At 66.0% G+C, this 21,738-nt stretch carries 17 protein-coding genes; 9 read left to right on the top strand and 8 right to left on the bottom strand.

Annotated elements, in window-relative coordinates; translation table 11 throughout:
- Positions 1–103: 103 nt before the first annotated feature.
- Together GM909_RS11580 and GM909_RS11575 are read right to left on the bottom strand one after the other, a co-directional pair.
- Positions 104–2,380, bottom strand: a complete 2,277-nt coding sequence (locus GM909_RS11580) for a xanthine dehydrogenase family protein molybdopterin-binding subunit (RefSeq protein ID WP_157016541.1) — start codon at positions 2,378–2,380, stop codon at positions 104–106.
- 1 nt (position 2,381) lies between these two features.
- On the bottom strand, positions 2,382–2,846 hold the full coding sequence (locus tag GM909_RS11575) for a (2Fe-2S)-binding protein (protein ID WP_157016540.1): 465 nt from the start codon (positions 2,844–2,846) through the stop codon (positions 2,382–2,384).
- A gap of 122 nt (positions 2,847–2,968) precedes the next feature.
- Between GM909_RS11575 and GM909_RS11570 the strand changes: the two genes are divergently transcribed.
- Positions 2,969–3,559: a TetR/AcrR family transcriptional regulator gene (locus GM909_RS11570; RefSeq protein WP_157016539.1), complete on the top strand. Its 591-nt coding sequence runs from the start codon at positions 2,969–2,971 to the stop codon at positions 3,557–3,559.
- Here GM909_RS11570 and GM909_RS11565 read toward each other — a convergent pair.
- Together GM909_RS11565 and GM909_RS11560 are read right to left on the bottom strand one after the other, a co-directional pair.
- The gene (locus GM909_RS11565; protein WP_157016538.1) at positions 3,553–4,680 is read right to left on the bottom strand and encodes a patatin-like phospholipase family protein; all 1,128 of its coding nucleotides are present in this window, start codon (positions 4,678–4,680) and stop codon (positions 3,553–3,555) included. The two genes, GM909_RS11570 and GM909_RS11565, sit on opposite strands and share 7 nt — an antisense overlap.
- A 27-nt stretch (positions 4,681–4,707) precedes the next feature.
- Positions 4,708–5,490 carry a 3-hydroxybutyrate dehydrogenase gene (locus tag GM909_RS11560; protein ID WP_157016537.1) on the bottom strand — a complete coding sequence of 261 codons (783 nt, stop codon included), beginning with the start codon at positions 5,488–5,490 and terminating at the stop codon, positions 4,708–4,710.
- A gap of 278 nt (positions 5,491–5,768) precedes the next feature.
- On the opposite strand from GM909_RS11560, the gene ispG reads away from it, so the two are divergent.
- Both ispG and GM909_RS11550 read left to right on the top strand, forming a co-directional pair.
- Positions 5,769–7,013, top strand: coding sequence for a flavodoxin-dependent (E)-4-hydroxy-3-methylbut-2-enyl-diphosphate synthase (gene ispG, locus GM909_RS11555; protein ID WP_157016536.1), 1,245 nt, complete (start codon positions 5,769–5,771; stop codon positions 7,011–7,013).
- A gap of 1 nt (position 7,014) precedes the next feature.
- Complete coding sequence (locus GM909_RS11550; RefSeq protein WP_157016535.1) at positions 7,015–7,872, top strand: lytic transglycosylase domain-containing protein; 858 nt, start codon at positions 7,015–7,017, stop codon at positions 7,870–7,872.
- Positions 7,873–7,993: 121 nt separating this feature from the next.
- Here the strand turns inward: GM909_RS11550 and GM909_RS11545 are convergent, their stop codons facing one another.
- Both GM909_RS11545 and GM909_RS11540 read right to left on the bottom strand, forming a co-directional pair.
- Positions 7,994–10,576, bottom strand: coding sequence for a response regulator (locus GM909_RS11545; RefSeq protein WP_235911845.1), 2,583 nt, complete (start codon positions 10,574–10,576; stop codon positions 7,994–7,996).
- 185 nt (positions 10,577–10,761) lie between these two features.
- A complete protein-coding gene (locus GM909_RS11540; RefSeq protein ID WP_157016534.1) occupies positions 10,762–11,679 on the bottom strand; it encodes a polyprenyl synthetase family protein in 918 nt (305 codons plus the stop codon).
- A gap of 131 nt (positions 11,680–11,810) precedes the next feature.
- Here GM909_RS11540 and mtgA point away from each other — a divergent pair, with 131 nt between their 5' ends.
- Positions 11,811–12,575, top strand: coding sequence for a monofunctional biosynthetic peptidoglycan transglycosylase (gene mtgA, locus GM909_RS11535; RefSeq protein WP_407941285.1), 765 nt, complete (start codon positions 11,811–11,813; stop codon positions 12,573–12,575).
- Between the two features lie 166 nt (positions 12,576–12,741).
- On the top strand, positions 12,742–12,924 hold the full coding sequence (rpmF, locus tag GM909_RS11530; protein ID WP_157016532.1) for a 50S ribosomal protein L32: 183 nt from the start codon (positions 12,742–12,744) through the stop codon (positions 12,922–12,924).
- A gap of 123 nt (positions 12,925–13,047) precedes the next feature.
- Here rpmF and GM909_RS11525 read toward each other — a convergent pair whose 3' ends face one another.
- Complete coding sequence (locus GM909_RS11525) at positions 13,048–13,479, bottom strand: GlcG/HbpS family heme-binding protein (protein ID WP_157016531.1); 432 nt, start codon at positions 13,477–13,479, stop codon at positions 13,048–13,050.
- 112 nt (positions 13,480–13,591) lie between these two features.
- Between GM909_RS11525 and GM909_RS11520 the strand changes: the two genes are divergently transcribed.
- On the top strand, positions 13,592–15,178 hold the full coding sequence (locus tag GM909_RS11520; protein WP_157016530.1) for a gamma-glutamyltransferase family protein: 1,587 nt from the start codon (positions 13,592–13,594) through the stop codon (positions 15,176–15,178).
- Between the two features lie 40 nt (positions 15,179–15,218).
- Here the strand turns inward: GM909_RS11520 and phaR are convergent, their stop codons facing one another.
- Entirely contained in the window at positions 15,219–15,827 is a 609-nt protein-coding gene (gene phaR, locus GM909_RS11515; RefSeq protein ID WP_157016529.1) for a polyhydroxyalkanoate synthesis repressor PhaR, read from the bottom strand.
- 289 nt (positions 15,828–16,116) lie between these two features.
- Between phaR and GM909_RS11510 the strand changes: the two genes are divergently transcribed.
- From GM909_RS11510 to GM909_RS11500, 3 genes are all read left to right on the top strand, one after another.
- Positions 16,117–17,304 carry an acetyl-CoA C-acetyltransferase gene (locus tag GM909_RS11510; protein WP_157016528.1) on the top strand — a complete coding sequence of 396 codons (1,188 nt, stop codon included), beginning with the start codon at positions 16,117–16,119 and terminating at the stop codon, positions 17,302–17,304.
- A 104-nt stretch (positions 17,305–17,408) separates the two neighbouring features.
- Positions 17,409–18,131 (top strand): acetoacetyl-CoA reductase, encoded by a 723-nt coding sequence (phbB, locus tag GM909_RS11505; protein ID WP_157016527.1) that lies wholly within the window; start codon positions 17,409–17,411, stop codon positions 18,129–18,131.
- 365 nt (positions 18,132–18,496) lie between these two features.
- Complete coding sequence (locus tag GM909_RS11500; RefSeq protein WP_157016526.1) at positions 18,497–21,733, top strand: helicase-related protein; 3,237 nt, start codon at positions 18,497–18,499, stop codon at positions 21,731–21,733.
- The last annotated feature ends 5 nt before the right edge of the window (positions 21,734–21,738 follow it).

The raw sequence follows: 21,738 nt of genomic DNA, 5'->3' as shown, positions 1-21,738 counted from the left end.
TATTAATTGTTCAACACGCGATGAACTTAATATCCCGTGCCTGCCGGGCCGACGGTCCTGAGTATTCATTCGCCGTTGCGGCCAGTCTTGCGCATGCGTGACATCAGACGAACTCAACCGCGTTCGACAGTGGCAGCCGGCGCACGCGCTTGCCGGTAAGCGCGAAGACCGCATTGGCGAGCGCCGGCACGGCAGGCGGCGTGGCGATCTCGCCTACTCCACCCATGCGATGGTAGTTCTCCAGGATTGCGATCTCGAATTGCGGGCACTGGTTGATGCGCATGGCGTCGAAATCGTGAAAATTCGACTGCTCTGTCATGCCGTCGGCAAAGGTGATCTCCTGGTTCATGGCCGATGATAGGCCGAAGACGGCGCCGGAGACGAGCTGGGCTTCGATGATCGCGGGATCGAGGGCACGCCCGACATCGGCGACGATCCAGACCTTGTCGATGCGGATGCCCTGTCCGGTCTCGGCGATCTCGACCGCCTCGGCCACCCATGAGCCGAAGGAAAGCGTAAAGGCCATGCCTTTCGCCCGCCCCGCGGGCACGGGCGCGCTCCAGTTCGAGATCTCGGCCAGCCGGTCGAGCACCTTGAGCGCCGCGGGGTGCTCGCCCATCAGGGTGCGGCGCATGGCGAGCGGATCGAGCTTTGCGGCAGTGGCGATCTCGTCGAGGAAGCATTCGTGGAAGAAGCCGTTATAGGAGTTGCCGACCGATCGCCAGAAGCCGACGGGAATGCCGAGCGGCGTCTCGACCGCGCCGACCCGGTAATCGGCGATGGAATAGGGCTGGTCGAAGGACCCCTCGACGATCGATTTGTCAGGTCCGACCGGCGAAATGGATGGGAATGTGCGCTTGAGCACGCTGGCCATGATGGAGGGCGAGGCAATGCGCATGTCGAGCGCGACGGGCAGGCCGTCCTCGCCGAGACGGGCGCGAAAGCGGCCACGCGCCGCAGGACGATAGACGTCATGGGCGACGTCCTCCTCGCGCGTCCAGGTGACCTTGACCGGGCGACCGTCGGCGTGCCGGGCCAGCAGGGTGGCATACATGGAAAAACCCATCTCGCCGCGCCGCCCGAAGCCGCCGCCGAGATGCGTCGTGTGCACATTGACGCTTTCGATCTCGACGCCGGCGAGATCGGCGCACAGTTGGCGCGTCAGGGTCGGCACCTGATTGGGCGACCATAGCTCGAGCACGCCGCCGCTGAGCCGTGCCGTGGCGTTCATCGGCTCCATGCAGGCATGGGCAAGGAAGGGAACGGCGTAGTCGGCCTCGATCACCCGTTCGGCCGGCGCGTCGGCAAAGGCCGCGTCCACATCGCCGTCGTCGCGCAGAATGTCGCCCGCGCCGGAGGCAAGCGCCTGTTTGAACGCGGCTTCGATCGCCGCGTCGTCGGCCGGATAGTCTGCCGGCCCCCATTCGACCTCGATCGCCGCGGCGGCCTGGAAGGCGGCCCAGGTGTTTTCGGCGATCACGCCGAAGCCGTGACCGTATGTCGTGTCGATCGGCACGATGGCGACGACCCCGGGCATGGCCTCGGCCCTTGAAAGGTCGGTCTCGATCGGTCTTGCTCCAAAGCGCGGGCTCATCCTGACCGTGCCGTAGAGCATCTCGGGCAGGTGCACATCGATGCCGAAGATCGGCGCGCCCGTCACCTTTGCCGCCATGTCGACACGCGGTTGCGGCTTGCCCAGGAGCCGCCATTCGCCAGGCTCCTTGAGCGTGATCTGCGATGGCGGGTCGATCTCGGCGGCCGCGGCGGCGACCGCGCCGAAAGTGACGGAACGGCCTGAAACCTCGTGCAGGATCGACTTGCCGCGGATTGTCAGTTCGTTCGCGGAGACGCCGAGCGCATTCGCGGCGGCCGCCGTCAGCATGTGGCGGGCGGCGGCACCGGCCCGGCGCATGCGCTCGAAGCCGTCGCGCACCGACGAGGAACCGCCCGTCGCCTGAAGGCCCAGCACCTTGCCGGCCGCGCCCATGGCGCCGCGCATGGTTTGCGCGATCATGCCCTCGTCGAAGAGGGGGAATGGACCGCCCTCGGCCAGCATGGCCGAATTGTAATAGGCGTAGGACGCTGGCCCGTGCTCGACCGAAATGTCGTCGAGCCCGACGCCGAGTTCCTCGGCAACGAGGGCGGCCAGCGTGGTCGAAACGCCCTGGCCCATCTCGGCGCGCGGCGCGATGACGGTGACGGCGTTGTCGGCGGTGATCTTCACATAGGGATTGAAGGTGGCCTCGCCGCTGTCGAGATCGTCTTCAAGCGGGTTGGGATAGGGCGCGCGGACGTAATAGTAGCCGACGGCGACACCGCCGGCGATTGCCGCGGCGGCGATGAGAAAGCCGCGCCGGGTGATCGTGCCGAGCCGGGACATGTCAGGCGCCCGCCCTGGATTTCACTGCCGCGGCGCGCTTGATGGCGGCGCGAATGCGCGGATAGGTGCCGCAGCGGCACAGATTGCCGGCCATCGCCTGGTCGATGTCGTCGTCGGCAGGCTCCGGATTTTCTTCCAGCAGAGCATAGGCGCTCATGATCTGGCCCGACTGGCAGTAGCCGCATTGCGGCACCTGCTCGTCGATCCAGGCCTGCTGCACGGCGTCGAGCGTGTTGCCGTCGGCGAGACCTTCGATGGTCGTGACCGCTCCGTCCACATAGCCGACAGGAATGGAACAGGAGCGCGTCGGCATGCCGTCGACGAGCACCGTGCAGGCACCGCAGGCGGCAATGCCACAGCCGAATTTGGGGCCCATGATGCCGGCAAGGTCGCGCAACGCCCAAAGCAGCGGCATGTCGGGGTCGGCGTCGATATCCACCGCATTACCATTGACGGTCAGGCGCATGACGTTACCTTTCGCGGTCGTTTGTGTGGCGCGCGGAGGAGCGCCTTCAAAAGCGGCGATTGACAGTCTGACAAATGTCGTCATTTTGTCAACAGGTCTTGCGGTAAGCATTTTTGGGCAGAATGGATCAAGCAACCAACGGTGAGACGGCAAAACGCAGGCGCATCCTCGACGGAGCGTTGCAGGTGTTCCTGGCGTACGGATTCCAGCGCACGACGATGGACGATATCGCGCGCGCGGCGGAGGTCTCACGCCCGGCGCTCTATCTCGTGTTCAGGAACAAGACCGACATCTACCGGGCGATCGCATCGTCGCTTTTCGAGCGCTCCGCGCAGGCCGCGCAGGCTGCGCTGGCGGGCGACGGCCCGTTCGCCGAGCGGGCCGAAAAGGCGATCGACGATGCGATCCTGGCGATGATGGAAGGGATCGTCACCTCGCCGCACGGCGCCGAGATGCTCGACATGAAGAACGCACTTGCCGCCGACCTTGCCGAGCGTTGGCGCAACGGCTTCGTCGACGCCTTGACCGCGGCGGTCGAGACGGAAGCGGCACGGCGTGGCACCGATCTGGCCGCACGCGGCCTTACAGCGCAAACGCTCGCCGAGTTGCTGCTCGACGGGCTGGAGGGCATGAAGGCACGAGCGACGGACCCGGCCGAATGGCGTGTCGGCACGCGGCGGCTTGTCCGGGTGCTGGAACTGTCGCTTCAGTGACCGGCACGCATGCCCGTCGGCTTTTCATGCGAGGCGAGGAATTCGCGCACCCGCCGGCCCATTCCGCCCGGCTGCGGCCGCAGGCTGTCATCCAGTTCGCGGTCGAGCGGCAGTGACGGGCGTAGGCCGACATGCTCGAAATCGGTTTCCAGCCAGTCCTCGGCCGCGGTGCGTCCGAGATCGCGCAGATATTTCAGGAACGCCCATTCGGCGTTGATCTTGGATGAGGCCGACAGGTCCTTGAAGGCCGCGTCGGCGTCGATCCGGTGCATACGGATGTCGCGATAGTCCTTGCGGTCTAGCCGGCCGGCGGCGATCAGCTCCTTGACGAAGGCGATGGCGCGGAATTCGCGCAGCAAGCCGGCATTGAAGGTGATTTCGTCTATCCTGTTCTGGATTTCCGTGGCGCTCGTCGGCGTATCTTCGCGATTGACCGGGTTGATCTGGACAAGCAGCACGTCTTCGATCCGGTTGGCCCTGAAGAAGGGATAGATAGCCGGATTGCCGCCATAGCCGCCGTCCCAATAGGGCACGCCGTCGATCGTCACCGCCTGGAAGATCTGCGGCAGACAGGCCGATGCCATCACCACGTCGGCGGTTATTTCGTGGGTCGGAAAGACGCGCAGCTTGCCGGTGTGGACATTGGTGGCGGACACGAACAGGTGGATGCCCGTGCACGCGCGCACGCGCTCGAAGTCGATCTCGTGTTCGACCGCTTCACGCAGCGGATTGATGTTGAGCGGGTTGGCGACATAGGGCGAGAAGAGCCGCGAGATGGATTCCCACCAGATGTAGCCGGGCGTGTTCTCGATCGACCAATTGCCCAGCATGACGTCCCACGGCATGCGCTGGACGGGGCTGAAGCGGCCCTTGCGGGCGACGGCGCGCCATAAGTCATGCAGCTTCTGGCGTGCGCCGTCGGCCCCGCCGGAAAGCCAGCCGTCGGCGAAGGCGACGGCGTTCATGGCGCCGGCGCTGGTGCCGGAGATGGCGGCGACATCCAGCCTGCCGTCCTGCAGCAGGCGGTCGAGCACGCCCCAGGTAAAGGCGCCGTGCGAACCGCCGCCCTGCAGCGCCACATTGATCGGCTTGGCCGATCGGCCATTCGCCTTGTCAGTCATGTTCGCGCCCTCCGGGCGGCCTGCGCCTCAGTCCGCCGTCCAGCCGCCGTCGACGGAAATATGCGTGCCGTTGATCTGTGCGGCCGCGTCGGAACACAGGAACACCGCGGTGGCGCCGATCTCCTCGACGGTGACGAATTCCTTGGTCGGCTGCTTGTCGAGCATCACCTCGCGGATGACCGTCTCGCGGTCCATGTCATGTGCCTTCATCTGGTCGGGGATCTGCGCTTCGACAAGCGGCGTGAGCACATAGCCCGGACAGATCGCGTTGCAGGTGATGCCGCTGGTGGCCACTTCCAGTGCCACCGTCTTGGTGAGCCCCATGATGCCGTGCTTGGCCGAGACATAGGCCGACTTGAAGGGCGACGCGACGAGGCCGTGGGCCGAGGCGATGTTGACGATGCGCCCGCGTCCGGCCTTCTTCATGTGCGGCACCGCCGCGGCAATCGTATGGAAGGAGGAGGAAAGGTTGATGGCGATGATGGCGTCCCACTTCTCCGCCGGGAACTCCTCCACCGGCGCGACATGCTGGATGCCGGCATTGTTGACGAGGATGTCGACGCCGCCGAAGCGCTCGACGGTCGTGTCCACGAGGGCGCGGCATTCGGCACCCTTCGACATGTCGGCCTTGACGTAGACAGCCTCGACGGAGTGGGACTTTGCGATCTCGCTCGCGATCGCATGATCATCGGGCGTGTCGGAGAAGGAATTGACGACGACGTTGCACCCGTCGGCGGCGAGCGCATGGGCTATGGCCAGTCCTATGCCCGAAGTCGAGCCGGTGACGATCGCAGTTCTCCTGGCGGGCATGGCGGCATCCTTTCCTGATGGTTCGTCACACTGTTCACAACGTCATGTGAGTGTCTTTCGACGATATTGCAATGCAACATGGAAGCCAAGCATGGCGCCGATATGTCCAGGGTGCGGGCGGACCGGGTGCGTTTTGCCCTTTCCAGGGCGGACGATAGGTCTTATCTGGGAGCGCGAAGCAACATCGCGCGTTGCACGCCGGTAGGCGGAACGGGTGATCGTGTCTATGATGCCGCATTGCGGCAGGGACGAAGCGAGAATTGGCTCAAGAGCACAACATGCAGGATGAAGCTCAGCCGCGCCGCCGCTCGGTCGGCGTCAGGGTCGGCAATGTGACGGTCGGCGGCGGCGCGCCGATCGTCGTCCAGTCCATGACCAACACCGACACCGCCGATGTCGACAAGACGGTCGCCCAGGTCGCAGCACTCTACGAGGCGGGTTCGGAGATCGTGCGCATCACCGTCGACCGCGACGAGGCTGCCGCCGCCGTGCCGCGCATCCACGAACGCCTGATGCGGCTCGGCCTGGACGTGCCGCTGGTCGGCGATTTTCACTATATCGGCCACAAGCTCCTGGCCGATCACCCGGCCTGCGCCGAGTCCCTGGCGAAATACCGCATCAATCCGGGCAATGTCGGCTTCAAGGACAAGAAGGACCGGCAGTTCGCCCAGATCGTTGAAACGGCGATCCGTCATGACAAGCCGGTGCGCATCGGCGTCAATTGGGGTTCGCTCGACCAGGAACTGCTGACCAGGCTGATGGACGACAACCAGGAACAGGGCTCGCCGCTGACGGCCGAACAGGTCATGCGCGAGGCGATCGTCCAGTCGGCCATCCTGTCGGCCGAACTGGCCGAGGAGATCGGCCTGCCGCGCGACAAAATCATCCTGTCGGCCAAGGTGAGCCGGGTGCAGGATCTCATCGGCGTCTATGGCGAACTGGCGCGGCGCTCGGATCATGCCCTGCATCTCGGCCTCACCGAGGCCGGCATGGGCACCAAGGGCATCGTCGCCTCGTCGGCCGCCATGGGCATCGTCTTGCAGCAGGGCATCGGCGACACGATCCGCATTTCGCTGACGCCGGAGCCGGGCGGCGACCGCACGCGCGAGGTGCAGGTGGCGCAGGAACTCTTGCAGGTGATGGGTTTTCGCCAGTTCCTGCCGGTCGTGGCGGCCTGCCCGGGCTGCGGACGCACCACCTCGACCGTGTTCCAGGAACTGGCGCAGAAGATCGAGGGCGACCTGCGCGACAACATGCCGGTCTGGCGCGAGAAATATCCGGGCGTGGAGGATCTGAAGGTCGCCGTGATGGGCTGCATCGTCAACGGACCCGGCGAATCCAAACATGCCGATGTCGGCATTTCGCTGCCCGGCACCGGCGAAATGCCGGCCGCCCCGGTCTTCATCGACGGGCGCAAGGCGGCAACGCTGCGCGGACCGAAGATCGCCGAGGAATTCCAGGAGATGGTCGCCGACTATATCGAGCGGCGTTTCGGCGACGGCGGCAAGGCGGCCGCAGAATAGGATGTGGCTCAGGTTGGCGAGCGCCCTGACGGCGGCCAGCCTGTTCTTCGCCCCTGCCGCCATTGCGGACCCGCCGGCACCCCCGGACCACCTCCCGCTGACGGCGCGTCACGTCTGTGCGCTCATCCTCGAACATGCGCGCATAAACAGCCTGCCGCCGGAATTCTTCGCCCGGCTGATCTGGAAGGAAAGCCGCTTCGACGCCAACGCCGTCAGTCCGGCCGGCGCGGAGGGCATTGCCCAGTTCATGCCGGGCACTGCGCGCCGGCGCGGCCTTGCCGACCCGTTCAACGTCTATCAGGCGCTTCCCGCATCGGCCAAATATCTGTCGGAACTGAAAACCGCCTTCGGCAATCTCGGCCTTGCCGCGGCCGCCTATAATGCCGGCGAGTATCGGGTGACGCGCTGGCTGGAGACCGGCGGCTTCCTCCCCTTGGAGACGGAGAACTATGTCATCGACATTCTGGGCGAGGCGGCGGATGTCTTCGCCGACCCGTCGCACACCGGCACGATCCACCCGCTCGACCCCGAAAAGCCGTTCATGGAGGCCTGCGCGGCGCTGCCGGTGACGCGGTCGGCAACCGTTCCGATGGCCAGCATTCCCGTGAAACCGTGGGGCATTCAGGTGGCGGGAAACCCAAGAAGGGCCGCCGCCATTCGCCAGTGGCAACGTGTGAAGGGACGGTTCGCCGCATTGCTGGCCGATCACGAGCCGGTCGTCAGCCGTGTCCGCTCGCCCGGCGTACCGCGCGGCATCTACGCTGTCAGGATCGGCGCCGAAACGCGGGCCGAGGCGGACGTCATTTGCCAGAAGCTGCGCGGGGCGGGCGGCGCCTGCGTGGTCTTGCGGAACAGGTGAAGGGGAAGGGAGTAGGGGAATAGGGGAAATGGTGAGTCTTGCGTCGTCGGCCGAAACCACGATCCCCTACTCCCCTACTCCCCTACTCCCCTACTCCCCTACTCCCCTACTCCCCTACTCCTCACGCCGTGTGCGCCATCTCGCCGTCCTGCAGCCAGGTCTCGATCTTGATCGCCAGCTTGTTGGGCGAGATCGGCTTGGAGAGATAATCGTCCATGCCGGCCTCGAGACATTTTTCGCGGTCGCCCTTCAGCGCGTGCGCCGTGACGCCGACGATCGGCGTGCGCGTGCCCATACCCTGTTCGATCGAGCGGATCTCGCGGGTCGCCTCCAGACCGTTCATTTCCGGCATCGAGACATCCATCAGCATCATGCGCGGCTTGTGGCGGCGGAACATGTCGAGCGCGGTGCGCCCGTTGGAGGCGATCTTGTAACTGTAGCCGAGCCCGTTGAGGATCTGGCTGAAGACGAGTTGGTTGACCTCGTTGTCCTCGGCGACGAGCACGTCGAGCGGCTCGGCCTCCTGAAGTGTGGCGGCGGAGATGCGCCGTTCGGCGAGGGCAGGCGCGGGCTCGGTGCGTGCGGCAACGCGCTGCGGCGCCGATTCGTGCTTGTCGGGCGTGGTCTCGACGGCCCGATCCCGTTCCGCGTCTTTTTGCAATTGTGGATGGAGCGCCGGTTTCTGAGTCTCCTGCAATTGCTCCGTACGCGCCCGCTGCATGACGCAGACCAGCGTCTCCAGCAGCGCCGACGAGCGGGCCGGCTTGTTCATGTGGGCGGCGATCCCGTAGTCGCGCGCCAGCCGCGTGGTGTCGACCTGATCGACCGACGTCAAAAGCACGACCGGCAGGCCATGCGTGGCGGGGTTCTCGTTGATCGCCCTGGCGACGTCGGCGCCGTTCATGCCGGGCATCTGGTAGTCGAGGATGACGCTGTCGACGCGCACCCCAACGGAGGCGGCGCGCTCCAGGAAGGCGAGGCCTTCGGCGCCGCTGGTGGCGGCGGCGCTGTCGAAGCCCCAGCTGCGCAGTTGCTCGGTGAGAATGTCGCGGTTGATCGGGTTGTCGTCGATGGCCAGAACGCGGGCGCCGGTCACGTCGACCGGCAACGGCCTGGGCGCGACGCCGCCCGGATCGGCGTCGAAGACGACCGAGAAGGAAAATGTGGAGCCCTTTCCGGGCGTGCTCTCGACGTCCATCCGCCCGCCCATGAGGGCGACGAGGCGCGAGGCGATCGCCAGGCCGAGGCCGGTTCCCTCGTGACGCCTGGTCGAGGAGGCGTCGACCTGGGCGAACTTGTCGAAGACGGCTTCGAGCTTGTCGGCGGGAATGCCGATGCCGGTGTCCTCGACGCGCACGAAGACCTCGACCGTGTCGCCGGCTTCTTCGCCACGCACGTCGATGAGCACGTGGCCCTTCTCCGTGAACTTGACCGCGTTCCCGAGCAGATTGGTGGCGATCTGGCGAAAGCGTCCGACATCGCCGACGACCGTTGCCGGCAGTGCCGGATCGACCCTGACGATCAGTTCGAGATCCTTTTCCGCCACCTTTGCCGAGACGAGGGTGGCGACGTCCTCGACCGCCTCGGCCAGGGTGAAGGGGGCCGGATCGAGTTCGAGCTGCCCGGCGTCGATCTTGGAGAAGTCGAGAATGTCGTTGATGATGGTCAGGAGCGCGTTGCCCGACTTCGCGATCACGTCGACGAACATCGTCTGCCGGTTGTCGAGCTCCGTGCGCGCCAGGAGTTCGGCCATGCCGAGAACGCCGTTCATCGGCGTTCGTATCTCGTGGCTCATATTGGCCAGGAATTCGGATTTGGCGCGGTCGGCGGCTTCCGCCTTTTCCTTTGCTGTCTCAATCGAATCATGGGCCCTTTGCAGTTCCTCGTGTGCGTTGGAAATGCGGCGCGTCATCGGTTCGAAGATGCGCAGCCCGACGATGACGGACGCCGCCATGATGCTGCCGGCAACGAGCATCAGCGTCCATTGCAGCGCGTCGTATGTGCGGATCATGTCGTCGTTCAGCCGGTCGAGCGTCGCCGTCAGGTTGGGGCGCACCCGGTCCTTGGCCAATCGCTTGAGGTCGGCAAAGACGCGCTGGGCGGCCGGCTGCGAATAGTCCTCAAAAATGTCGAGCCGGTCGGCATGGGTCAGAACTTCCCTGATATCCTGCTTCAGCGAGTGCGCGCCGTCCTTGCCTTTCCAGATGTCCTTGACGATCTCGGGCGCTTCCAGCCCGGCAATCGCGTCCAGCGCCGGGTCGTCGTGCCGGGCGGGCTCGGCCTCGCCGCCTTCCTCGGCCTGCGTGAGCGACTGGCTTTCGCCCATCGAGACCTCGCCCTCGACGGCCTGTTCGAGGGCTTCATAGGCGGCGGCAAGGCGGGCCAGGGCAACGCGCAGTTCGCCGCGATTTTCGGCGATGGCAGCCTCCGAGGCGGCGCTGAGCGTGCCGCCGGGCCCGTCGAGGAACTGGACGGTCGAGGCGGCGGCGTCGATGCGCGCATTGTCAAGGCGCAGGCTCCGATACAGCACATCCCCGGTTGCATCGGCCATGGCGCCGACGACGGCGCCGAACTTCACATTGGTCTTGGCGTCCTGCGACTTCCACAGCAAAACGCCGGTGCCCGTAGCGAGCGCCAGGACGAAGCCGACAAGAATGATATAGAGCCTGCCGCGCATATAGGCGCGCGTGATGACTGAAGACATGAACGAAATACCCATAGCCCCGATACGGGAAAAGAATTGGCCAATCCGATTAAGTAGCGCTTAACGCAGGCGAATATTCCGATCGGCGCCGCCTGCACGAACGGTACGGGGCGCGCATTTCGACGCGCGGGGCGCGGCGCCGTGGTCCGTCATGTGCCGAAAGGCGATCGCTCGTGTCGGCGCGGTCAGTGCATGCGTTCGGCGACGAAGGAGGCAGCCAGGCGCAGGCGCCGCGCTTCCTCGCCGAAGGGTTGCAGCAGGTCGTGCGCCTGCTCGACCAGCCCGTCCAACTGCCGGTTGGCCCAGTCCACGCCGTGCAGCGAAGCCAGCGTGGCCTTGCCGGCGGCCGCATCCTTGCCGGTCGCCTTGCCCAGGGTCTGCGCATCCGAGGTCAGGTCGAGGAGGTCGTCGGCCAACTGGAAGGCAAGACCGACGGCGGAGCCGAACTCGGCCAGCCGCTCGGTCTCGGCTGGGCTCGCTGCCCCGATCAGGGCGCCGGCCTGGCAGGCAAAGCGGATGAGGGCGCCGGTCTTCATCGCCTGCAGGCGAATGATGCCTTCCTCGTCCGGCCGCCTGCGTTCGGCCTCCAGGTCGAGCGCCTGGCCGCCGACCATGCCGCCCAGGCCGGCGGCCAGCGCCAGTTCGCGGATCAGGGTCAGACGGATATCGGTCGGCAGCGCGGTGTCGTTGGAAGCCACGATGTCGAAGGCGTAGGTCAGGAGCCCGTCGCCGGCGAGAATCGCCGCGGCCTCGTCGAACGCCTTGTGCACCGTCGGCTGGCCACGGCGCAGATCGTCGTCGTCCATCGCCGGCAGATCGTCGTGAACGAGCGAATAGCAGTGGACGCATTCCAGCGCCGCGGCAACGCGCAACGGTGCTGTGCCGTCGATGCCGAACAGGGCCGCGCTCTCGATGAGAAGGAACGGCCTCAGCCGCTTGCCGCCATTGAGCACGCCATGCCGGATCGCCGCCATCAGCCGCTCGGGCCGGTCGACCTCACCGTCGCGCACGCGGCTGTCGAGCAGGTCGCGCAGCACGGCTTCGACCGCGTCGGCGTGCATCATGCGGGCGGCCTCGAAGGCCATCATGTCTTCCTGTGTCATACCGGCGAGCGATGGCGCCAAAATACGCGAGCGTCAAGGCGCTTCGGCCGGCGGCATTGCAAGTCGCGCCGCAGGCCTTTATGCGGTTGATCAGGGAGCGAGGGGGTCCGGCGTTTGCAGGTGCGATGGAGATTTCCGGCTTGAGGGACCCGGTCGTCGATCCGAAAGGCGGGAGAAACCGCACGGCCCGCCGCCCGCGCCGCCGCGGCAGATCGGCCTCGTTCCGGCGCCCCTGGCTGCGCCGGCTCGTGATTGCGGCGGTGATCGTGGCCGCCTTGCCCCTGGTGCTGAGCGTGCTCTACCGCTGGCAGCCCGTGCATCCTGTCTCGACCATGATGATCCGGGACCTCGCGGCGTTTCGCGGCTATGACCGGCAATGGGTCGATCTCGACGAGGTCGCGCCGGTATTGATCCATTCCGTGATGATGTCGGAGGACGGCCAGTTCTGCCGCCATCGGGGGATCGACTGGGGCGAGCTCAACGCGGTGCTTGACGACGCGCTGGCCGGCGAGCCGGCGCGCGGCGCCTCGACCATCCCCATGCAGACGGTCAAGAACCTGTTTCTCTGGCACGGCCGGTCCTATGTCAGGAAGGCGGCGGAGCTTCCGCTCGCCGTCTATTTCGACACCGTGGTGCCGAAGCGGCGGATCATGGAGATCTATCTCAACATCGCCGAATGGGGACCGGGCATCTACGGGATCGAGGCGGCGAGCCGGCACTATTTCGGCAAGCCGGCGAGCGCGCTCGGGCGGCGCGAGGCGGCCTTGATGGCGGTGACGCTGCCCAATCCCGCCGCCCGCAATCCGGCCCGGCCGAGCGCCGGGATGCGCCGGGTCGCGGCAATCGTCGAGCGCCGGGCGAGCAGGGCAGGCGGCTATGTGGGCTGCCTGGATTGAGGTGATCGGCGCGTTGCGCGCCTGTGCCAAAAAAATTCTCGGCAGTGCTGGTCAAATGTGTTGTCAGCGTGTATAGGCACGCGACTTTCAGATTTGCGTGCCCGTCGCAATGCGGCCCTTGGTTCAAGGGCGCGATGGGCCTTGACCAGTTGATGGAGCAGGTTCCATGGCAGTACCGAAAAGAAAGACCACCCCGTCGAAGCGCGGCATGCGCCGCGCCGCCGACGCGCTCAAGGCCCCGACCTATGTCGAGGACCGCAATTCCGGCGAGCTGCGCCGTCCGCACCATATCGACCTGAAGACCGGCATGTATCGCGGCCGTCAGGTGCTGGAGCCGAAGGAAAGCTGATCCGGCGCCCGACCGCTGGTCGGGCCGTGCTGTCACCGACAGCCGATCACGTTGAAAAGACCGGTCACTGGCCGGTCTTTTTTGTTTTGCGGTGGCCGCTCTCGACAGGGCGGCGACACTGTCTCATCCCGCATCGGCGGTGAAACCGGCCGATTCGATTCCGGCGATCGCGGCTGTCTCGTCATTATCGGACGTATCGCCCGAAACACCGACGGCGCCAATGATCCCGCCTTCGGCATTGCGTATGAGCACGCCGCCGGCAACCGGTACGATGCGCCCACCCGAAACATCCGAAACGCCCGAGACCAGATGGGGCCGCTCGGTCGCGAAGGCTTCGAGGCGGCGCGAACCGGCGCCGATCGCCAGCGCGCCATAGGCCTTTCCGGCAGACATTTCCGGGCGCAGGAACGATGCGCCATCCTGGCGCTGGAAAGCGACGAGATGTCCGCCTGCGTCGAGTACGGATATTCCGAGCGGCCTGAAGCCGGCTTCGGCGGCCTTGGCGAAGGCGCCGGCGATGATCCGGCCGGCATCGGCGAGCGTGAGCTGTGGCATATGATTTCTCCCTTGGTGCAACGGCATGGCTTGTGCGAAACAAAGGTCTGATCGGCGGGGCCGTGTGCATATTGTTTCACGCCGCGGCTGCCGCAAGCGGGTAGGAGGAAGAATGCGCAGATTCGACCTGCCGGGACGTTCGCCGGTGATTGCCGAGAACGGCTTGGCCGCCACGTCGCATCCCCTGGCCACCGCGACGGCGGTCGCGGTGCTGCGCGAGGGCGGCAACGCGGTCGACGCGGCGGTGGCGGCCTCGGCGGTATTGTGCGTCGTCGAACCGCATATGACCGGCATCGGCGGCGACTGTTTCGCCATCATCGCCGAGCCGGACGGATCCGTTCACGGGCTGAACGGATCGGGCCGCGCGCCTGAGGCGGCCAACGCCGCGGGGCTGCGCGAGGCCGGCTTCGACGAAATGCCCCAGAATGGCCCCCATAGCGTCACCGTGCCGGGTGCGGTCAAGGCATGGGAGACGTTGCTGGAGCGCTTCGGTTCGCGCGGCTTCGATGAACTGTTCGGCGACGCCATCCGCTACGCCGAAGACGGTTTCGCCGTGCATGCCCGCGTGGCGCGTGACTGGCAGCGCCAGGTGGCCGCGCTGGCTGCCGACGAGGGCGCGGCAATGCACTGCCTGATCGGCGGGCAGGCGCCGGCGGCGGGTTCGCGCTTTCGATTTCCGGCGCTCGCCGGCACATTGCGGGCGATGGCCAAAGGGGGCGCGAAGGCCTTTTATGAAGGACCGATCGCCGCCGAGATCGCCGACACCGTCCAGGCGGGCGGGGGTGTCTTGTCGCAAGCCGACCTGGCCATGGTGACGGCCGATTGGGTCGAGCCGATCTTGACGCGCTTTCGCGATCACGACATCCTGGAAATCCCGCCCAACGGGCAGGGGATCACGGCGCTCATCCTGCTCAATCTTCTGGAGGCGTGCGGTGCCGGCGCCTGCCCGCCGCAAAGTGCCGACCGACACCACCTGCAGATCGAGGCGGCGCGTCTCGCCTACTCGGTGCGCGATCACATGGTGAGCGACTCCGCGACGATGCGCGTCTCGCCCGCCGACCTGCTGTCGGACGCCTACACCGAGCGGCTCGCCGCCTGGATCGACCGCGACCGGCGCAACGCGGGGCTTCGCGTGCCGCCGGCGCCGCGCTCCGACACGGTCTATCTCACCGTGGTCGACCGTGACCGCCGCGCCGTCTCCTTCATCAATTCGGTCTATGATTCCTTCGGGTCCAAGATCGTCACGCCGCAGGGCGGTGTCGCACTGCAAAACCGGGGCGCATGCTTCAGCCTCGAGCCCGATCATCCCAACGAGTACGGGCCAGGCAAGCGGCCCTTGCACACGATCATCCCGGCGATGGCAATGCGCAATGGCCGGGCCGAAATCTCTTTCGGCGTCATGGGCGGGGCCTACCAGCCCATGGGCCAGGCGCATGTGCTGTCGAACATGCTGTGTCACGGCATGGACCCGCAGGCCGCACTCGACGATCCGCGCCTGTTCTGGGGCGAGGATGGGGTGCTGGAGGCAGAGACCGGCATTGCCGAGGAGGTTCGCGGCGAACTCGGCGCCCGCGGCCACACGCTGCGCGCTGCCGAAAACCCGCATGGCGGCGGGCAGGTCATCCGCATCGATCATGACAGCGGCTTCCTGATCGGCGGTTCCGATCCGCGCAAGGATGGCTGCGCGCTGGGGTGGTGAGAGAGTAAAAACCGACCGCCGGCCGCGCCGCGCCGCCGGCTCAACCCATCTGGTCGATCTTGCGCTGCATGGCGGCGATCTGGTCCTTCAGTTCGCGCAGTTCCGTGGCCTTGTCGTCGCCGTTGGCGGATTCGCCGGCCCCGGCGTCCCGCGGCTGTTCGCCATTGCTCGGGGGAAACGGCGTGAACATGCGCATGGCGTTCTGGAACAGCTCGATATTGCGCCGCGTCTGCTCCTCGATCGCCTTCATCGGCGAGGCGGCATTCATCATCTCCACCGGCGACTTGCCGAAGGCGTCCTTCATCTGCTCGCGCAGACGCTCCTGCTCCTTGGAGAAGGCGATCATCGACTGTTCGAGGAAGCTCGGCACGACCATCTGCATCTGATCGCCGTAAAAGGAGATCAGCTGGCGCAGGAAGGACACCGGCAGCATGTTCTGCCCGTCCTTGTTCTCCAGTTCGAAAATGATCTGGGTGAGGACGGGATGCGTGATGTCGGCGCCGGTCTTGGCGTCCTGAACGGTGAAATCCTCCCCGCGCTTGACCATCTCCGCCAGGTCTTCCAGCGTCACATAAGTGCTGGTACCCGTATTGTAGAGGCGGCGGTTGGCGTATTTCTTTATCACCACCGTATCGTCTTTTGCTGGCACTCGACCCTCCCGAATATGCCGAAGCAACGCCCAGTTGGACGCCTTGCCACTTGGCCTCCGGGCGAGGATATGCGCAAAAGCACATCGAATGAAAGAGATTTGTGCAGTGCAGGAACCGGCGCGCCGCTACCGGTGCGTGTTGCGCGGCCCCGGCATGCGCGCGGACGCTGTCTGGTGGTTTGGTCGACTGCCATTGCGGGTTTGACTTCGGCCGTGGATCGGGCAAGAAAAGTCTGGAAGGTGCGGCCAGCGCTCGCTGCGGCACAGTTCGGTTTTCAAGGAGACGCCCATGTCCGCTTCCAGCAACATCGTCATCGCAGCCGCGGCGCGCACGCCGGTGGGCTCCTTCAACGGTTCCTTCGCCGCCGTGTCCGCGCATGACCTGGGAACCGTCGTCATCCAGGAACTGCTCAAGCGGTCGGGTGTCGAGGCGGCGGAAGTGGACGAGGTCATTCTCGGTCAGGTGCTGACGGCCGGCCAGGGCCAGAACCCGGCCCGCCAGGCCGCCATCAACGCCGGCCTGCCCAAGGAGGCGACGGCCTGGGGGCTCAACCAGGTGTGTGGCTCCGGCCTGCGCGCCGTGGCCATCGGCATGCAGCAGATTGCTTCCGGCGATGCCGAGGTCATCCTGGCCGGCGGACAGGAATCGATGTCGCTGTCGCCGCATTGCCAGCACTTGCGGGCCGGCGTGAAGATGGGCGACTACAAGATGATCGACACCATGATCAAGGACGGCCTGTGGGACGCCTTCAACGGCTATCACATGGGCAATACGGCCGAAAACGTCGCCAGCGAGTTCCAGATCACGCGCGACGACCAGGACCGTTTCGCGCTCGCCTCGCAGAACAAGGCGGAAGCCGCCCAGACCGCCGGCAGGTTCAAGGACGAGATCGTGCCGGTGACGGTCAAGACGCGCAAGGGCGACACCGTGGTCGAGCGGGACGAATATATCCGCCTCGGCGCCACGATGGAGGCGATGCAGAAGCTGCGTCCGGCCTTCGACAAGGAAGGCACGGTAACGGCCGCGAATGCCTCGGGCCTCAATGACGGTGCGGCCGGCGTCGTCCTGATGAGAGAAGAAGAAGCCGTTCGGCGCGGCATCAAGCCGCTTGCCCGCATCGCGTCCTGGGCGACCGCCGGGGTCGACCCGAAGGTGATGGGCACCGGTCCCATCCCGGCGTCCAGGAAGGCATTGGAAAAGGCCGGTTGGAAGCCCGAGGACCTCGATCTCGTCGAAGCCAACGAAGCCTTCGCGGCGCAGGCCTGCGCGGTCAACAAGGGCATGGGCTGGAACCCCGACATCGTCAACGTCAATGGCGGGGCGATCGCCATCGGCCATCCGATCGGCGCGTCGGGTGCGCGCATTCTCAATACGCTGCTGTTCGAAATGCGCCGTCGCGGCGTGGCGAAGGGCCTGGCGACCCTGTGCATCGGCGGCGGCATGGGCGTCGCGATGTGCGTGGAAGGGCTGAATTGAGGGAACAGGGGATCAGGGAGTAGGGCAAGGGAAACAACCGGCCGCAAAGAGCGCCTCATTCCCTCACTCTCAAATTCCATAATCACCGAAGCTGGGAGGAACGTATGGCAAGAGTGGCTCTGGTTACCGGTGGCTCGCGCGGCATCGGCGCCGCGATCGCCGTCAAGCTGCAAGACGCAGGATACCGCGTGGCCGCAAACTATGCCGGCAATGACGAAGCGGCAGAGCGGTTCACGGCCGAGACAGGCATCCCGGTCTACAAATGGTCGGTGGCTGATTATGACGCCTGCGCGGCCGGCATCGCCAAGGTGGAGGCCGATCTTGGTGCGGTCGAGGTGCTGGTCAACAATGCCGGGATCACGCGCGATGCGCCCTTCCACAAGATGACGCCGCAGCATTGGCGCGATGTCATCGACACCAATCTCAACGGTGTCTTCAACATGACGCACCCGTTGTGGAACGGAATGCGCGAGCGCAAGTTCGGCCGCATCATCACCATCTCCTCGATCAACGGCCAGAAAGGGCAATTCGCCCAGGCCAATTACTCCGCCTCGAAAGCCGGCGACCTGGGCCTCACCAAGGCGCTGGCCCAGGAAGGCGCGCGCAACGGCATCACGGTCAACGCCGTGTGTCCGGGCTATATCGCGACCGACATGGTGATGGCGGTGCCGGAAAAGGTCCGCGATCAGATCGTTGCCCAGATTCCTGTCGGGCGTCTCGGCGAGGCCGCCGAGATCGCGCGCTGCGTCGTGTTTCTGGCTTCCGACGAGGCCGGCTTCATCACCGGTTCGACCCTGACGGCGAACGGCGGGCAATATTTCGCCTGATCGGCAAGGCACCGCCGAGGGTGGCCGTGCCAGAGGCGACGTCCAGACTCTCTCTGGTTGCGTTTTGGGATTCAGCATCTGGTAAGAAAAGGCGAGTCAGATCAATATGTTGCGGTGAACAAAGCATGAATCGGCGAGAGTCAGCGATTCGTCGCCGTTTCGTTCCAGACTCGTTCCGGTTGTCTGCCGATTCACCGTACAACGTCATTGCGGCCCATGTGCCGATGTGGCCAATTTGATTGTCATCGGCGCGGCCTTTCCTGTAAGAATTGCCGCTGCACGAAACAGGTGCGATCGCTCTGCCCGCTTGAAGCTGGCGAACTCGGCCCCAATATGTCCTTCGCCAGGGAACCGTCTCCGATTTCATGAACGTACAACCCCATCAAAGCGCGCCGCTGATCCTGTCGGGCCGGGACGTCGTGGCCGTGTTGGGTCCGACCAACACCGGCAAGACGCATCTGGCCATCGAACGCATGGTGGCGCATGAATCGGGCGTCATCGGCCTGCCGCTTCGACTTTTGGCACGCGAGGTCTATGCGCGTGTGGCCGAGAAGGTCGGCAGCGCCAATGTCGCGCTGATCACCGGCGAGGAGAAGATCCAGCCTCCCGGCGCGCGCTATTCGGTGTGCACGGTCGAGGCGATGCCGCGCCAGACCGATGCCGCCTTCGTCGCCATCGACGAGGTGCAGCTTGCCGCCGACCTCGAGCGCGGGCACATTTTCACCGACCGCATCCTGCATCTGCGCGGCCGCCAGGAAACGCTGCTTCTGGGGGCGGCCACCATGCGCGGCATCCTGGAAAAGCTGATCAGGGGCGTGTCCGTGGTCACCCGGCCGCGCATGTCGCATCTGGCCTATGGAGGGTCCAAGAAGCTCACCCGGCTGCCGCGCCGCTCGGCGATCGTCGCCTTTTCGGCCGACGAGGTCTATGGCATTGCCGAGCTCATCCGGCGTCAGCGCGGCGGGGCGGCGGTGGTGCTGGGCGCCCTTTCGCCGCGCACGCGCAACGCCCAGGTTGCGCTCTACCAATCCGGCGACGTCGACTATCTGGTGGCCACCGACGCGATCGGCATGGGACTCAATCTCGACGTCGACCATGTCGCCTTTGCCCAGAACCGCAAGTTCGACGGTTTTCAGTACCGGCAACTGACGGCGGCCGAGCTCGGCCAGATCGCCGGCCGGGCCGGCCGCCACGTACGCGACGGGACCTTCGGCGTGACCGGACGGGTCGATCCGTTCGAGGACGACCTGGTGCGGAAGATCGAGGGTCATGATTTCGATCCGGTGCGGGTTTTGCAATGGCGCACGGCGGAATTCGACTTTTCCAGCCTCGCGGCGCTGAAGCGTTCGATCGAAGCGCCGTCGCCGGTCGAGGGCCTGACGCGCGCCCTGCCGGCGGTCGACGCGCGGGCCCTCGAGCAATTGTCGAATGACGGGGAGATACGCGCCCTGGCCGGATCGCGACGCAATGTCGAGCTTTTGTGGGAGGTCTGTGCCCTGCCCGACTACAGGCGCATAGCGCCGGCGCAGCATGCCGAGCTGGTCGCCTCGATCTACCGTGACCTGGTGCGCCTCGGCCATGTCGACGAAGACTACATGGCCGAACAGGTCCGACGCGCCGATTCCGATGCCGGCGACATCGACGCCCTGTCGCAGCGTATCGCCCAGATCCGCACCTGGACATATGTCTCGCACCGGCCGGGATGGCTGGCCGATCCCGCACACTGGCAGGAAAAAACGCGCGAGATAGAGGATAGACTGTCGGATGCCTTGCATGAGCGGTTGACGAAACGCTTCGTTGACCGCAGGACTTCCGTGCTCATGAAGCGCCTGAGAGAAAATACGATGCTGGAAGCAGAAATTAACCCGGGCGGCGACGTCCTCGTGGAAGGCCACCATGTCGGCGAGTTGCAGGGATTCCGGTTTACCGCGGATCAGTCTGCTGCCGGCGAGGACGCCAAGGCCGTGCGCGCAGCGGCGCAAAAGGCGCTGGCCTCGGAATTCGAATCGCGCGCCGAGCGCTTCGCCGCCGCGGCCAATGGCGATATCGCACTGGGCTCGGACGGCGTGCTGCGATGGATCGGCGCGCCGATCGCTACGGTGGTTGCCGGCGAGGACATTCTGAAGCCGCGCGCCGTGCTCCTGGCCGACGAGCAGCTCAACGGTGCGGCGCGCGACAAGGTCGGTGCGCGCGTCGAGCGCTTCGTCGCATATCAGATCGAGAGCCTGCTGAAGCCCTTCCTCGACATTCGCAACGCCGATCAGCTTTCGGGACTGGCGCGTGGGGTGGCGTTCCAGCTCGTCGAACAAAACGGCACCCTCAACCGGCGCGACGTGGCCGAAGAGGTCAAATCGCTCGATCAGGATGCACGCGCGTCGCTGCGCAGGCTCGGGGTTCGCTTCGGCGCCTACCACATCTTCATTCCGGCGCTTCTGAAGCCCGGCCCGGCGGGGCTCCTGACCCTTCTTTGGGCGCTGCAGAACGAGGGCAAGGACAATCCGGGCTTCGGTGATGTCGTCAATGCCCTGGCATCGGGCCGCACTTCGCTGGCGATCGATCCGACCTTCGAAAAGCAGTTCTACCGCCTCGCCGGATATCGTCTGCTCGGGCGGCGCGCCGTGCGCATCGACATCCTCGAGCGGCTGGCCGACCTGATCCGCCCGGCCCTATCCTGGCGGCCGGGCAACGGTCCACGTCCCGAGGGCGGGTTCGACGGCAACGCTTTCGTCGTTACGCCGGCCATGATGTCGATCCTGGGCGCGACGGCCGAGGACATGGAGGAAATCCTCAAGGGGCTGGGCTATCGCGGCGAGCCACAGCCGGCCGCAGAGGTCAAGGCGCGGCTGGACAGCCTCGACGAAGAGGCGAGGGCAGCAGTCGAAAAGGCAGCGGCTGACAAGGCGGCGACCGAAACGGCGGTGGCGGCCGCAGATGCCGCATCGACCGGCGGTGAACAGCCTCAGCCGAACGAATCCATCGAAGGTGCGACAGGTGCCGAGGTGGCAGGCGACCAGGAAGCCGTGCCGCATACGTCGCCTGAAACCGCCGCGCCAGAGGAGCCCGAGGCGGAGGCCCCGCCAAGCGCTCCGGCATCCGATGGCAGCGGCCCGGCCGAGGTCGCGGCTGCCGACGACACCCATTCCACCGCATCCGCCGGCGCCCGGGACGTCGACGACGCCGCGTCCGAGATGCCGGCCGAGCCCGATGGAACCGCCGGGGTGGCGACGAGCGAAGCCGAAGCCCCCGCCGCGCCCGCTGAAGACGAGGCATCCGAAGCGGCGGAAGAGCCCAAGCCGGTCATGCTGTGGCGCCCGGCGCGCTTCGAGCGGCCGCGTCAACGCCAGGAGGGCCGCGGCCGCCAGGGCGAGGGCGACGGGCGGGCCAAGCGCGGCAAGGAACGTTTCCAGCGCAAGGCCAAGGGCAAGCCGGGCGGCAAGCCCGACGGCGCGCGGGCCAACGGCCCCGACGAGCGGCGCGGCAGGAATGCCGTCAAGGGCCGGCCGGACGGGGCGCCGAAAGGCCGCGGCGGCAAGCCGCGCGAAATGGATCCGGATTCGCCCTTCGCCAAGCTGGCGGCGCTGCGCGACCAATTGACCAAATAGCGGAG

The sequence above is a fragment of the Mesorhizobium xinjiangense genome (assembly GCF_009749525.1).
Classification (GTDB): Bacteria; Pseudomonadota; Alphaproteobacteria; order Rhizobiales; family Rhizobiaceae; genus Mangrovimarina; species Mangrovimarina xinjiangensis.
This window is presented reverse-complemented; position numbering and strand designations above follow the sequence as displayed.